Consider the following 13,222-nt stretch of genomic DNA (forward strand, 5'->3'; position numbering starts at 1 on the left):
CTTTTAAAACGAACCCAGTTGACGTTCAACTGAGTTCGATATGCTTAATAGGTCTTAAAAGGCAGCAGCGGCCAGAAGCGAAACTTGGCTTCGCCCTGGATTTGTTCTTTTTGGAAGGTACCGACTTGGCGACTATCCTTGGAAACAATCCGATCGTCACCTAGAAGCAAATATTCATCATCCAGAAGCTTGATGGTGAAGACAGGGCTGCCTTCACTATCAACAGTGAAGGCTTGAGCCTGAGCAGCGAGTTTTCTGAAAAACACACCATTGTCATCATAATCATCCCCAGTATAAGTGGATTGGAGCTTGTCTTCTTTGAATTTTTTGATGTAGTCCGTCAGGTAAGGCTCGTCTGTTTTTTTGCCGTTGATGTAAAGAGTATCATTTTCATACTGAATAGTATCACCCGGCATACCGATAACCCGCTTGACAATCTCCTTGGTCGTTCCGTCATTATCTGTCTCAGTGGCGACAACGATATCAAATCGGTCAATAGACTGATATTTAAGCACAAGTAGATATTCCCCATTGGCCAGCGTAGGGTCCATAGAGTGGCCATCTACCTTTACAGGGGACCAGAGATAGAGCCGTGATAGGATAATGATAGAGATAAAGATGATAAAGAGCCCCCATTCTTTGAGAATGACAACGGCAGTATTTGATTTTTTCATAGGTTACCTTTCTAGAAGTTTTTGTGCTTTTTCAGTATTTTTAAAGTGGAGTTTAGCAGAATGCTGCAGACCGGCCATTCCATAGGCTTGAAGAATCTGGCTGGCAACATGATCGCTCTTGCTTCCGGCCCCGCTAGGCAGGGTATAGCCTAACTCTTGGCTGAGGTTTTCTAGATTTTCCAGAAAGAGGTCACGAGCGATAATAGAGCTGACCGCAACAGCTAGGAACTTTCCTTCAGCCTTTTCAATCAGACTTACTGGATTTGGAAAATGATTTTTTTCCTGCTTTAGGTATTTATTATAGTTTTGCTGGCTGGTAAAGGCATCGATGACGATTTTTTCGGGATTGATGCCTTTCTGCAGCAGCAGGTAGATAGCTTGATTGTGCAGAGCTACCTTGACAGAGACGGCATTGTAGTCAGAAGCGATGACTTCGTTGTACTTCTCTGGCGATAGGAGCAGAGCTTGATGAGCAATCTTTTCTTTCAAGACAGGTGCCAGTTGGCGAATCTTGCTATCGTTCAAGGTTTTAGAATCACCGACATCCAGTTTTCTCAGAAAGTCATGCTGGTCTGGAGTGACGAAAGAAGCTACGACGGCTAGACCTCCAAAGTAGGAGCCGTTTCCGACCTCATCTGTCCCAATGAGGGCGAAATTCTGAGAAGCAGGACTAGAACTGGTCTTGGTCACTTGATGGCCAAAAAAGCCAGCGTAGTGAGCAGCTTTTGCCCCTTGAAAGAGAACTTTTCCGGAGCTAAAGACACTGACCGTCGCCTGATCCAGCCGGAAGAAATATTGAATATGCGGGTTCTTGCTGGGAGCCAGCTGGCTCTGATATTTCTCAACAAAAGCCTGAATTTCTTGCTGTTTGGGACTGAGGGTGATAGTTTCCATACCCCCTATTGTACCATAAAAAGGAAAAGTCGAAAGTCATAAGATTGAAAATCCTACAAAAATTTTGTAGGAGAGCACCGCTGTTTACAATGTCAAAAAAGATGAAAAAGAAAGTCCCTGTCTAGTTCCAAGTGTTTTTATAACTGACAAAGGGCTTCTTTTTTGATATAATACAATGAGGTGATTTTATGGCAAATTTGAATCGATATAAATTTACGTTTGGAAACAAGACCTTAACTCTAACAACAGAACACGATAATCTCTTTATGGAAGAAGTAGAACGGGTAGCAAAGGAAAAATACAAGGCTATCAAAGAGCAGATGCCTGCGGCAGATGATGAAGTCTTGGCGATTTTGCTGGCTGTCAATAGCCTGTCTACCCAGCTCAGCCGCGAGATTGAGTTTGATGACAAAGAAAAAGAACTAGAAGATTTTCGTCACAAAATGCTCAGTGATTTGAGAGAAAAGTCGGGTAAATAGAGGAGAAATAATGTTTTCTATTATTATTTTACTAATATTGGCCTGGAGCTTTTATATTGGCTACTCGCGTGGCATTGTTCTGCAGGGATATTATGCTGCTGCGACCATGGTTTCTATGCTGGTAGCTGGAGCTTTTTATAAGAGCTTGGCCAAGTTTATCAGCCTTTGGGTGCCTTATGCCAGCGCGACTCAGGGATCTTCGACCTATTTTTTCCCTAGCTCCCAACTTTTTCACTTGGACCAGGTTTTTTATGCTGGTTTGGCCTATCTTATTATTTTTACAGCTGTCTACATCCTTGGGCGCTTTTTCGGGATTTTTGCGAATCTGATTCCCTATCCCAATAAACTGGATACCAAATGGTACAATGTGACCAGCGGAGCCATCGCTGTTTGCATCTCTATTTTTGTTTTGGGAATGTGCCTGACTATTTTAGCGACGGTGCCGATGGAGATGGTTCAGGAGCGGCTTAACAGCAGCTTTATGATTCGCTTTATTGTCAAGTATACCCCTATCACATCCAATATCCTCAAAGATCTCTGGGTGAATCAAGTTATCGGATAAAAGACGACTCAGTTGGCCTGCTAGCTGGGTTCTTTTTTACTAGAAAAGAAAATTATGAACACAAAAATTTTAGAAACCTTAGAATTTAGCAAGATTAAAGAACTTTTTGCTCCCTATCTTTTGACCGAGCAGGGGCAGCTGGAGCTGGGTCTGCTTTTGCCGACCAGCAAGAAGGAGACGGTGGCCTCGGCTTTTCTGGAAATGACGGATATGCAGCAGATTTTTGTGCAGCATCCGCACTTTAGTCTGGCTGCGACTCAGGATATTACTGCCTTGACCAAGCGCTTGGAGCTGGAAAGCGACTTGAATATTGAGGAGTTTTTGGCTCTCAAGCGCGTTTTGGCAGTGACTCAGGAGCTCAAGTCTTTTTATGATGACTTGGAAAATGTGCACTTGGAAAAGCTGGATCGTCTGTTTGAGAATCTAGTTGTTTTCCCTAAGCTGCAAGGAAGTCTGCAGGCTGTGAATGATGGCGGCTTTATCGAAAGCTTTGCTAGCGAAAGTTTGAGCCGCATTCGCCGAAAAATTCAAGAAAATGAAAACCAGGTGCGGGAAATTCTGCAAGAGATTCTCAAAAACAAGGGAGAGATGCTGGCGGATCAGGTAGTAGCCAGCCGGAATGGCCGCAATGTGCTGCCCGTGAAAAATACCTACCGCAACCGCATTTCTGGTGTGGTTCACGATATTTCTGCCAGCGGCAATACCGTCTATATCGAGCCTAGAGCAGTTGTCAATCTCAACGAAGAAATTGCCAGCAGTCGGGCGGATGAACGATATGAAATTCAGCGGATTTTGCAGGAATTATCGGACCTATTCCGTCCCCATGCAGCTGAAATTGCCAACAATGCTTGGATTATCGGACATCTGGATCTGGTGCGTGCCAAGGTCCGTTTCATGCAGGAGACGGGAGCGGTGGTGCCAGACCTGTCGGAAGAGCAAGACATCCAACTGCTCAGTGTTCGTCATCCCTTGATTGAAAATGCAGTGGCTAATGATTTGCATTTCGGGCCAGACTTGACAGAGATTGTCATTACCGGGCCTAATACCGGTGGTAAGACCATCATGCTGAAGACCTTGGGCTTGGCTCAGATCATGGCCCAGTCAGGATTGCCGATTCTGGCGGACAAGGGGAGCCGCGTCGGGATTTTCAGCCAGATTTTTGCAGACATTGGTGATGAGCAGTCCATTGAGCAGAGCCTGTCGACTTTCTCCAGTCACATGACCAATATTGTCTCTATTTTAGAGCAGGTTGATAGTGAGAGTCTGGTTCTGCTGGATGAGCTGGGAGCTGGGACTGACCCGCAAGAGGGATCAGCTCTAGCCATTGCCATCTTGGAAGATTTGCGGCTAAGGCAGATTAAAACCATGGCGACGACTCACTATCCTGAGCTCAAAGCCTATGGGATTGAGACGGACTGGGTGGAAAATGCCAGTATGGAATTTGATACAGATAGTTTAAGGCCGACCTATCGCTTTATGCAGGGAGTGCCTGGCCGCTCCAATGCCTTTGAAATCGCCCGGCGTTTGGGTTTGTCGGAAGTTATCGTTGGCCATGCCCAAGAGCAGACTGACACAGACAGCGATGTCAATCGGATTATTGAGCGCTTAGAGGAGCAGACGCTGGAAAGCCGCAAGCGCTTGGATAATATCCGTGAGGTGGAGCAGGAAAATCTCAAATTTAACCGGTCCCTCAAAAAACTTTACAATGAGTTTAACCGAGAAAAGGAAACCGAGCTCAATAAGGCACGGTTGGAAGCCCAGGAAATCGTTGATTTGGCTTTGTCAGAGAGTGAGAGCATTCTCAAAAATCTCCATGATAAGTCCAGTCTCAAACCGCATGAGATTATTGAAGCCAAGACTCAGCTTAAAAAGTTGGCACCAGAAACGGTTGATTTATCAAAGAATAAGGTGCTCAAGCAGTCCAAGAAAAATCGGGCACCCAAGGTGGGAGATGATATCCTAGTCACCAGCTATGGTCAGCGGGGAACCTTGGTCAAGCAGCTCAAGGACGGCCGCTGGGAAGCTCAGGTCGGTCTTATCAAGATGACGCTAGAAGAGCAGGAATTCAACTTACTCAAGGCTGAAAAGGAGCAGCAACCTAAGCGCAAGCAGGTCAATGTGGTCAAGCGGGCCAATACTGCTGGACCGAAAGCCAGACTGGATCTGCGCGGCAAACGCTACGAAGAGGCCATGGAAGAGCTTGATGCCTTTATCGATCAGGCCCTCCTCAATAACATGGCTCAGGTAGATATTATTCATGGTATCGGGACCGGGGTCATCCGTGAAGGGGTGACAAAATATCTCCGCCGCAACAAGCACGTTAAGTCTTTCGGCTATGCTCCGCAAAATGCTGGCGGCAGCGGTGCAACGATTGTGATCTTTAAGTAAGAATTATAAAGAAAAATGGCTGGTTAAGCCATTTTTTGTGCTATAATGTAGGCGTATAATAGATTGGAGAGATAAGCCATGAAATTTAATTATTTATCAGATTCCTGCACGACTATTTTGGTGGGGAAGAAGGCCAGTTACGACGGTTCAACCATTGTGGCTCGTACAGAGGATTCACAAAACGGGGTCTTTACGCCCAAGAAATTTGTTGTAGTGGAACCACAAGACCAGCCACGCCATTATCAGTCAGTTTTGACATCTTTTGAGATGGAGTTGCCAGATAATCCAGTCCGCTATACGGCAGTGCCAGACGCAGTTCCCAAAGATGGAATTTGGGGAGCAGCCGGGATTAACAGCTACAATGTTGCTGTCAGCGCAACGGAAACGATTACGACTAACAGCCGCGTACTGGGGGCTGACCCTTTGGTAGAGTCAGGTATCAGCGAGGAAGATATCCTTACGCTGGTCTTGCCCTATATCAAAACAGCTCGAGAAGGGGTTCTTCGTCTAGGGAAAATCTTAGAAGAATACGGCACTTATGAGTCCAATGGGATTGCTATTTCGGATGTCAATGAGATCTGGTGGCTGGAAACCATTGGCGGCCACCATTGGATGGCGCGGCGCGTGCCAGATGATGCCTATGTGACCAATCCCAATCAGCTGGGCAGCGATTATTTTGAATTTGATAATCCTGAACATTTTCTCTGTCATCCAAATCTCCAAAACTTTATCAAGGAAAACCATCTCAATCTGAATTACTCGGACGAGGGTTTCAATCCACGCTATGCTTTTGGCAGCCAGAAGGATAAGGACCGTCATTACAATACACCGCGTGCTTGGGATATCCAGCGTTTTCTCAATCCAAAAGTGGAGCAAGATCCAAGGAGCTTCTTCATCCCATGGTGCCGCAAGCCATACCGCAAGATTACGATCGAAGATGTCAAGTATGTCCTGAGCAGTCACTATCAGGATTCACCTTATGATCCTTACGGAGCAGAGGGGGACCACCACAGCAGACGGGCCTTTCGGACTATTGGGATCAATCGGACCAGTCAGACAGCCATCTTGCAGCTGCGCCCTAATCAACCGCAGGAAACGACTGGTATCCAATGGCTATCCTACGGCTCCATGCCTTACAATACAGCCGTTCCTTTCTTTACTCAAGTCTCAACAACGCCAGACTACTTTGCAAATACGACGGATAAGGTTTCGACGGATTCTTTCTACTGGGCCAATCGCTTGATTGCTGGGCTGGCTGATGCTCATTTTAGCAGTCATGTCGGAGACTTGGATGATTATCAGGAAAAGACCATGGCCTGGGGGCATGAAATGATTGGTCGGGTAGACCGAGCTCTGGCGAAGGGCGAGGATGTGGACTTTGAAGCTGAAAATCAAGCCATGAGCGACAAGGTGCAAGAAGCGACAGACCAGCTCTTGGAGAAAGTTCTCTTGGATGCCAGCAATCTCATGATCAACCATTTCTCACTGAGTGACTAAGGTCCTATCCGTAGCAAATATTTTTCTTTCTCTTGCTTTTGGTGTAAAATGTTATCAAAAGTAAGCTATTCAAAGGAGAAAATTTATGGTAGCAGCAGTTACAGATGCAATATTCGCAGAAGAAACAAAAGATGGATTGGTTCTGATTGACTTTTGGGCAACTTGGTGCGGTCCATGCCGTATGCAGGCGCCTATTCTGGAGCAGTTGGCAGGGGAAGTTCATGAAGACGAACTGAAAATCCTTAAGATGGATGTGGATGAAAATCCAAATACTGCCCGCGAATTTGGCATTATGTCCATTCCGACCCTTCTGTTCAAGAAAGACGGTCAAGTCGTTAAGCAAGTCGCAGGTGTTCACACCAAAGACCAGCTCAAGGCTATTATCGCTGAATTAAGCTAAGTAAGAAGCCTCAGGGCTTCTTTTTTGTGTTGAAAAACGTTTACATGCTCAAAAATTTTCATAAAATATTGACAAAAGGCGAATGTTCTTTTAGAATAATATAAAATTAATAATCAACACCGAACGAAGTTTTTCAGAAAGAGGCGGACGCTTCTGACTGTGAAATGGACGGAACTCTGGAGAGACCATGAATGGCACCGAAGGGGCAAGGCGGTTTAGAACCGCTCAAACTCTCAGGTAAAAGGACAGAGCGAAGAGGCAGGGATTTCCCTACTCCAGCACATCCAGAGTACATGTTTTGCATGTACTCTTTCTTTTTCTCGGTGTGAAAAGGAGCTTATATCATGTTGGAAATATTGAATCAATTAGATTCTTTTGTTTGGGGTCCGCCCCTGCTCATTTTGCTGGTTGGTACCGGTATTTATCTCAGTCTGCGTCTGGGCTTGCTGCAGATTTTTCGTCTTCCGCGTGCCTTTCGGCTAATCTTTGTATCAGACGAGGAGCATCAGGGCGATGTCTCCAGCTTTGCGGCTCTCTGTACAGCTCTGGCCGCGACTGTGGGAACGGGAAATATCATCGGAGTGGCAACGGCCATTAAAACCGGTGGACCGGGGGCACTCTTCTGGATGTGGGTGGCTGCTTTCTTTGGAATGGCGACGAAGTATGCCGAAGGCCTCTTGGCTATCAAGTACCGCCGCAAGGATGCCCATGGAGCCATGGCGGGCGGTCCCATGCACTATATCCTATTAGGAATGGGCGAGAAATGGCGCCCGCTAGCTATCTTTTTTGCGATAGCTGGTATCTTGGTGGCTCTCTTGGGGATTGGGACTTTTACGCAGGTCAATTCCATCACAGAGGCTATGCAGAATACCATTCAGCTGCCTCCAGCTGTGACAGCTTCTATCTTGGCTATTTTGGTGGCTCTGGTTATTTTCAGCGGCATCCAGTCTATCGCTCGAGTGTCGACCAAGGTTGTGCCCTTTATGGCAGCTATTTATATCTTGGGGACTGTGACTGTCTTAGCGGTCAATCTCGATCGATTGCTGCCCACACTCCAGCTGGTCTTTAGCTCAGCTTTTAGTCAGACGGCTGCTGTCGGTGGCTTTGCCGGTGCGACCATCCAGATGGCAATTCAAAACGGGGTCGCGCGTGGAGTTTTCTCCAATGAATCTGGCTTGGGATCAGCGCCCATTGCAGCGGCGGCAGCTCGGACTAAGGAACCGGTAGAACAGGGCTTGATTTCCATGACCGGAACCTTTATTGACACCCTGATTATCTGTAGCCTGACAGGATTGACGATTTTAATCACAGGGGTTTGGGATGGCAATCTCAATGGTGTATCCCTGACTCAGGCAGCCTTTGCGAGTGTTTTTGCTAATTTTGGTCCAGTTCTGCTTTCAGTCTTTCTAGTTCTCTTTGCCTTTACGACTATTTTGGGCTGGAATTACTATGGTGAACGCTGTTTTGAATTTCTCTTTGGGGTGCGCTATATCCGCGTTTATCGTCTGCTATTTGTCCTGATGATTGTACTCGGTGGTTTTGTAGGTCTAGAGGCGGTCTGGATTCTTGCAGATATTGTCAACGCCCTCATGGCTTTGCCAAATTTAATCGCTCTTCTGGTGCTTTCTCCTATTGTTATCAGTGAAACGAATAAATATTTTGACAAGCATCGAAAGAACTAATTTTCGCACATAAAAAAGCCTCTAGCTTTCTGTAATGATGGAAGTCTAGAGGTTTTTTGTCGAATTAATAACGTTTTTCTTTTGGCCAGCTGCTCATCTCGGCCACAGCTGTAAAGAGGACATCAGTAGAAGAGTTGAGGGCGGTCTCGCAGGAGTCCTGAATGACACCGATGACAAAGCCGACGCTGACTACCTGCATGGCCAAATCATTGGAAATCCCAAAGAGGCTGCAGGCGACCGGAATGAGTAGGAGAGAACCGCCAGCTACGCCGGAAGCTCCGCAGGCAGAAATTGCCGCTACAATACTGAGAACTAGAGCTGTGCCAAAGTCAACCCGGATACCCAGCGTGTTGACAGCAGCCAAGGTCAGGGTATTGATAGTAATGGCAGCTCCTGCCATATTGATAGTAGCTCCCAGAGGAATAGAGACCGAGTATGTCTCTGGATTGAGCTCCAGATCCCGACAGAGTTTCATGTTGACGGGGATGTTAGCCGCTGAGCTGCGCGTGAAAAAAGCAGTCACACCACTGACTCGTAGACAGCGCCAGACCAAGGGATAAGGATTTTTCCGCAGCATGATAAAGCTAATCAAAGGATTGATAATTAGAGCGACAATCAGCATGCTGGCTATCAAGGCCAGCAGCAGGATACCATAGCTTTTTAGAGCCTGAAAGCCTTTGCCGGAAATGGTCGTGTAGACCAGGCCTAAAATGCCAAGAGGGGCTAGATTGATAATCCACTCGACAATCTTAGAAGTGATATCTGCCAAGGTCTGCAGCAGTTCCTTGCTGTGGTGGCTGGCTTCCCGCATGGCAATTCCAAAGATGACAGCTCAGGACAGTATACCAATGTAGTTAGCGGAGATGAGGGCGTTGACGGGATTGTCCACCAGCTGAAGCAGAAGATTGCTGAGGACTTGTCCGATTCCGTCTGGCGGAGAAACTTTTTGGGAGGACGAAGCCAACTCTATGCTAATTGGAAAGAAGAAGTTGACCAGAACCGCGACCAGGGCAGCCGCAAAGGTTCCCAGAAGATAGAGCAAGATGACTGTTTTCATATTGCTCTTTTGCCCTTTTTGTTGCTGCGACAGGGCGTTTGCCACCAGAGCGAAGACTAGGAGCGGAGCGATAGCCTTGAGGCCGCCAACGAAGATTTGGCCCAGAAGTCCGATGGCTTGTGCTTGGGGGAAGACGACAGCCAGCAGGACACCAATGCCAATACCGATGGAAATCCTCTTGATTAGATTGGTTTTATTCCAGATAGTTATAAAGCGATGGAGCACGTAACTTCCTTTCTTGTCTTAGATACTTATTTTATTATACGATAGAAAGGAGGTGAAAGCAATGTTAGGTCGGACTAACCATTCTATGTCCATGCAGATTGGTCTTTGTGGTATAATGGTAGTAATCTTTTTGGAGGTAGCCTATGTCTAAGACCGGAAATGTCTTTTCCCGCTATATCCAGCAGTTCGACTGGAGCAAGATTGCAGATGACCTCTTTTCCAAGCTGGTCTCTTTACTTCTGCTTTTTATCTTATTTTACATCGTTAAGAAAATCCTGCATTTGTCAGTGACCAAGATTATTGCCCCCTCTCTCAAGCTATCCAAACAGGATGTAGCCAGACAGAAAACCATTACTCGGCTGATTGAGAATCTGCTTAATTATGTCTTGTATTTCCTCTTGATTTACTGGGTTTTATCCATCTTGGGTCTGCCGGTTTCCAGTCTTTTGGCTGGTGCGGGAATTGCTGGGGTGGCCATCGGGATGGGAGCTCAGGGCTTCCTGTCGGATCTGGTCAATGGTTTCTTTATCCTTCTCGAGCGCCAGTTAGATGTCGGTGACAATGTCCGCCTGACTAACGGTCCTATCAACATCGCTGGAACAGTAATCAGTGTCGGGATTCGGACGACGCAGGTACGGGACGCGGACGGAACGCTTCATTTTGTTCCAAACCGCAATATCATGGTTGTCAGTAATCTTTCCCGTGGAGATATGCGTGTCTTGATTGATATTCCGCTTTATGCCCAAACGGATTTGGACGAGATTTACCGCATCATTTCCAAGGTCAATGAAGAAGCAGTGCCAGAACATCCAGAGATTCTCAAGGAACCGGATGTCTTGGGGCCTCAGATGGCTTCAAATGGCCAGTTCAACTTCCGTATCAGCATGATCGTACAAGGTGGCATGCAGGTTTCCATTTACCATATCTTCTACCGCCTCTACCATGAAGCGCTTTTGCGAGAGGGAATTGAACTCCCAACGCTTGGGCCTCTTACAAAAGGCAAGTAATTATTGATTAGAAAGGTCCATATGAATCAGCGAATTCAGCAGGAAATTGTCAGTGAGGATAATAATGTTTACCGTTTAAAACGTCCTCTCCATAAGCAGGGGCTCTTTTGGGCAGCTCTGGTGTCTGGTATTATCATCTTTCTTCTGGCCTTGCTCAGCATTCTCCTCGTCATCACCACGATTGGCCTTATGGAGGAAAATGACCATCTCAAGTCCCTCACAGGTTATCATAACTCGCCTTTAGAGACCTATTCCAGCCATGCTTTTGAGAAAACAGTTGAATTTTCCAGTGGACTTAAGGTGACAGTTCATTCGGCAGTGGAAGACAGCAAGAGAGTCATGAGCGATGAGTCAACAGGAGTAGCTGTCGTTGCGACTATCACGGTTGAAAATACTTCTAAAAAGCCTATTCTGGTCAGTCCTTATGACTTTGGACTCTATGACAAGAAGGAAAATGTTTATATTTTGGACGGCTCAACCTTTGACAATACACAAATCGGCACCAATTTGGCGCCAGGCAAGTCAGTCCGTTTTGACTTGGTATTTGACGGGGAAGGCGGCGATGAGGATACCTATACCGTGACCTACGACAATGCTAAGTGGCAAAAGGAGAAAAGCAAGCCAAAGCAAGAGAAAAAGAAGGAACAATAAGAAAAATTATCCCATTACTCTAATACCTTTGCTACTTTCCTCACTAGATTTGAAAGTGGAGGCAGCAAACTGTATAGATAAAAGAGGATTTGAGGCGAAAGTTTCAAATCTTTTTCTTGACTCTGACCTTAGAGGAGGGTGTATACTGGTGAAAATTAGAAAAGGAGATTACCATGCAAATCAACATGATTCGTTCAGATAAAGTTTATCAAGAGATGCTCGAGCTGCCTTTAGAAAAGAGAGAAGGTTGTTTTCGGGCTAAGATTTTAGCACCTTTTGCAACGAAATACCAAACTCAACATATTCCTCTGAAAGCGAAGTATCCCGGAGGATTTGATGCCTTGTTCCTGCTTGGCTTTATGAATCTGTTGCCCGCAACTCTGTCAGAAAAGGATAGACCGGCTATCGACGCTCTGAGCTCTGATCAACTCTGGCAAGACTGTCAAGATACCATCAAGAGGAGTATCGGTCTTTTTGAGCAAGCTGGCTATGACTTAGAGGTTGAGGCTTACTATTTTACTATTCTATTGGGCAATCCAGAAAAACCTATGCTACAGCTCAATAAAGGTTACAGCGGAGATGGTGGAATTCCAGGCTACCTCATGCTTAGTCTGCTGCCAAATGACTATACTTTGCCACGTGTGCAGGCGGCGTTGGCTCACGAGTGCAACCATAATGTCCGCTTCCAATTTATCAAATGGAACCAGCAGACGACATTAGCAGACTGGGTAGTTAGTGAAGGATTGGCGGAGTCTTTTGCTGCTGAGCTCTATGGTAAAGAGCTTATTGGACCTTGGGTCACTTCAACCAGTCCAGAGCAGTTAGAAGAGATTAAGCCCATCATCTCCAGTCAGCTTCAGCTAACGGGGATGGCGGAAATGGCTCCTTATCTATACGGTGATGAAATTGCAGAGATACAGGGTCAAATACCAGTTGGAATGCCTTATGCTGCAGGCTATGCTTATGGCTATCATCTGATACAAGCTTATCTGAAAAAGACTGGTAAGAGCATTATTGAGGCTACGGTAACACCGACAGAAGAGATTTTAGCAGCGACAAAAGACTTTTGGAAATGACACATTTTTGCTTGAAAATCTACCAGAACCTGATATAATGTAGGTGATTTCTGGAGGTATCAGTATGCATTATAAAAGAATTGAATTAAAAGTCACAAATCAAGGTATCCATGAGCGCAAGATTTTTCAAGGGGTTAAAATTTTCAGCCGCAGCAAGCTGTCCAAAGATCAGAAAAGCATTCTGACGCAGAAGATTTACCTGACTCCGAAGCAAAACATTGTTTACTATCAACGGACAGATGTCAACTATGACCAGAACTGGCATCATAAGAAGGATTATTATGAACTAGCTTATGGCCAGTTGGACAGAGAGACTGTTTTTAAGGTTTGCCAAGATTTTGACGAACTAAGTCCTTTCCTGGAGAATGAGCTGTTAGAGAAGCTAAAAGAAAAGCAGGTAGCAGGCAAATTTTTTGAAAAATTAGATATATAAAAATCCGGCTGCTTTGATAAGCAGTCGGATTTCTTTAGATTCGTGTTAAACGGTAATTGAATCTTCTCTTTTTTTAAGTTTCTTTGAAGTCGATAAAACAGGACAGCTTTCATCAAAAGATATCATTAAACAAAAATATAGATAACTGTGCCACGTCGTCTATGTTGACATCTATGAAAAATGAGCGTATAATCAAA

Annotated in this window: 12 protein-coding genes, 1 pseudogene and 1 riboswitch; of the genes and pseudogenes, 10 read left to right on the forward strand and 3 right to left on the reverse strand. The window is 45.6% G+C overall.

Annotation, left to right across the window (positions count from 1 at the left end; genetic code table 11):
• Positions 1 to 44: 44 nt before the first annotated feature.
• Together lepB and rnhC are read right to left on the reverse strand one after the other, a co-directional pair.
• Positions 45 to 674, reverse strand: a complete 630-nt coding sequence (gene lepB / locus HMPREF1150_RS06195; RefSeq protein ID WP_002901501.1) for a signal peptidase I — start codon at positions 672 to 674, stop codon at positions 45 to 47.
• Positions 675 to 677: 3 nt separating this feature from the next.
• Positions 678 to 1,568, reverse strand: a complete 891-nt coding sequence (rnhC, locus tag HMPREF1150_RS06190; protein WP_009659813.1) for a ribonuclease HIII — start codon at positions 1,566 to 1,568, stop codon at positions 678 to 680.
• 188 nt (positions 1,569 to 1,756) lie between these two features.
• Here rnhC and HMPREF1150_RS06185 point away from each other — a divergent pair, with 188 nt between their 5' ends.
• From HMPREF1150_RS06185 to HMPREF1150_RS06160, 6 genes are all read left to right on the forward strand, one after another.
• A complete protein-coding gene (locus HMPREF1150_RS06185) occupies positions 1,757 to 2,047 on the forward strand; it encodes a hypothetical protein (RefSeq protein ID WP_002896593.1) in 291 nt (96 codons plus the stop codon).
• A 10-nt stretch (positions 2,048 to 2,057) separates the two neighbouring features.
• Complete coding sequence (locus tag HMPREF1150_RS06180) at positions 2,058 to 2,609, forward strand: CvpA family protein (RefSeq protein ID WP_009659682.1); 552 nt, start codon at positions 2,058 to 2,060, stop codon at positions 2,607 to 2,609.
• Positions 2,610 to 2,663: 54 nt separating this feature from the next.
• Entirely contained in the window at positions 2,664 to 4,997 is a 2,334-nt protein-coding gene (locus HMPREF1150_RS06175; RefSeq protein ID WP_009659728.1) for an endonuclease MutS2, read from the forward strand.
• 78 nt (positions 4,998 to 5,075) lie between these two features.
• A complete protein-coding gene (locus HMPREF1150_RS06170; protein ID WP_009659782.1) occupies positions 5,076 to 6,494 on the forward strand; it encodes a C69 family dipeptidase in 1,419 nt (472 codons plus the stop codon).
• Positions 6,495 to 6,579: 85 nt separating this feature from the next.
• Positions 6,580 to 6,894 carry a thioredoxin gene (gene trxA, locus HMPREF1150_RS06165; RefSeq protein WP_009659696.1) on the forward strand — a complete coding sequence of 105 codons (315 nt, stop codon included), beginning with the start codon at positions 6,580 to 6,582 and terminating at the stop codon, positions 6,892 to 6,894.
• 166 nt (positions 6,895 to 7,060) lie between these two features.
• Positions 7,061 to 7,153, forward strand: a riboswitch (glycine riboswitch).
• Between the two features lie 85 nt (positions 7,154 to 7,238).
• Positions 7,239 to 8,576, forward strand: a complete 1,338-nt coding sequence (locus tag HMPREF1150_RS06160) for a sodium:alanine symporter family protein (RefSeq protein WP_009659774.1) — start codon at positions 7,239 to 7,241, stop codon at positions 8,574 to 8,576.
• Positions 8,577 to 8,640: 64 nt separating this feature from the next.
• Here HMPREF1150_RS06160 and sstT read toward each other — a convergent pair.
• Positions 8,641 to 9,858, reverse strand: a pseudogene (gene sstT, locus HMPREF1150_RS0111190) (serine/threonine transporter SstT).
• 143 nt (positions 9,859 to 10,001) lie between these two features.
• On the opposite strand from sstT, the gene HMPREF1150_RS06155 reads away from it, so the two are divergent.
• The 4 genes from HMPREF1150_RS06155 to HMPREF1150_RS06140 all read left to right on the forward strand — a co-directional run bounded on the left by HMPREF1150_RS06155 (position 10,002) and on the right by HMPREF1150_RS06140 (position 13,025).
• Entirely contained in the window at positions 10,002 to 10,865 is an 864-nt protein-coding gene (locus HMPREF1150_RS06155; RefSeq protein WP_009659719.1) for a mechanosensitive ion channel family protein, read from the forward strand.
• A gap of 21 nt (positions 10,866 to 10,886) precedes the next feature.
• The gene (locus HMPREF1150_RS06150) at positions 10,887 to 11,516 is read left to right on the forward strand and encodes a DUF4352 domain-containing protein (RefSeq protein WP_009659652.1); all 630 of its coding nucleotides are present in this window, start codon (positions 10,887 to 10,889) and stop codon (positions 11,514 to 11,516) included.
• 173 nt (positions 11,517 to 11,689) lie between these two features.
• Positions 11,690 to 12,592 (forward strand): DUF2268 domain-containing protein, encoded by a 903-nt coding sequence (locus HMPREF1150_RS06145; RefSeq protein ID WP_009659639.1) that lies wholly within the window; start codon positions 11,690 to 11,692, stop codon positions 12,590 to 12,592.
• A gap of 64 nt (positions 12,593 to 12,656) precedes the next feature.
• Positions 12,657 to 13,025 carry an EXLDI protein gene (locus tag HMPREF1150_RS06140; protein ID WP_009659723.1) on the forward strand — a complete coding sequence of 123 codons (369 nt, stop codon included), beginning with the start codon at positions 12,657 to 12,659 and terminating at the stop codon, positions 13,023 to 13,025.
• Positions 13,026 to 13,222: the final 197 nt, after the last annotated feature.

It is taken from the genome of Streptococcus sp. AS14, from assembly GCF_000286495.1.
In the GTDB taxonomy this organism is placed as follows: Bacteria; Bacillota; Bacilli; order Lactobacillales; family Streptococcaceae; genus Streptococcus; species Streptococcus sanguinis_P.

Bases quoted from the DNA above. Each gene is read 5' to 3' on its own strand.
- lepB (WP_002901501.1), bottom strand. From the start codon at position 674: ATGAAAAAATCAAATACTGCCGTTGTCATTCTCAAAGAATGGGGGCTC.
- rnhC (WP_009659813.1), bottom strand. From the start codon at position 1,568: ATGGAAACTATCACCCTCAGTCCCAAACAGCAAGAAATTCAGGCTTTT.
- HMPREF1150_RS06185 (WP_002896593.1), top strand. From the start codon at position 1,757: ATGGCAAATTTGAATCGATATAAATTTACGTTTGGAAACAAGACCTTA.
- HMPREF1150_RS06180 (WP_009659682.1), top strand. From the start codon at position 2,058: ATGTTTTCTATTATTATTTTACTAATATTGGCCTGGAGCTTTTATATT.
- HMPREF1150_RS06175 (WP_009659728.1), top strand. From the start codon at position 2,664: ATGAACACAAAAATTTTAGAAACCTTAGAATTTAGCAAGATTAAAGAA.
- HMPREF1150_RS06170 (WP_009659782.1), top strand. From the start codon at position 5,076: ATGAAATTTAATTATTTATCAGATTCCTGCACGACTATTTTGGTGGGG.
- trxA (WP_009659696.1), top strand. From the start codon at position 6,580: ATGGTAGCAGCAGTTACAGATGCAATATTCGCAGAAGAAACAAAAGAT.
- HMPREF1150_RS06160 (WP_009659774.1), top strand. From the start codon at position 7,239: ATGTTGGAAATATTGAATCAATTAGATTCTTTTGTTTGGGGTCCGCCC.
- HMPREF1150_RS06155 (WP_009659719.1), top strand. From the start codon at position 10,002: ATGTCTAAGACCGGAAATGTCTTTTCCCGCTATATCCAGCAGTTCGAC.
- HMPREF1150_RS06150 (WP_009659652.1), top strand. From the start codon at position 10,887: ATGAATCAGCGAATTCAGCAGGAAATTGTCAGTGAGGATAATAATGTT.
- HMPREF1150_RS06145 (WP_009659639.1), top strand. From the start codon at position 11,690: ATGCAAATCAACATGATTCGTTCAGATAAAGTTTATCAAGAGATGCTC.
- HMPREF1150_RS06140 (WP_009659723.1), top strand. From the start codon at position 12,657: ATGCATTATAAAAGAATTGAATTAAAAGTCACAAATCAAGGTATCCAT.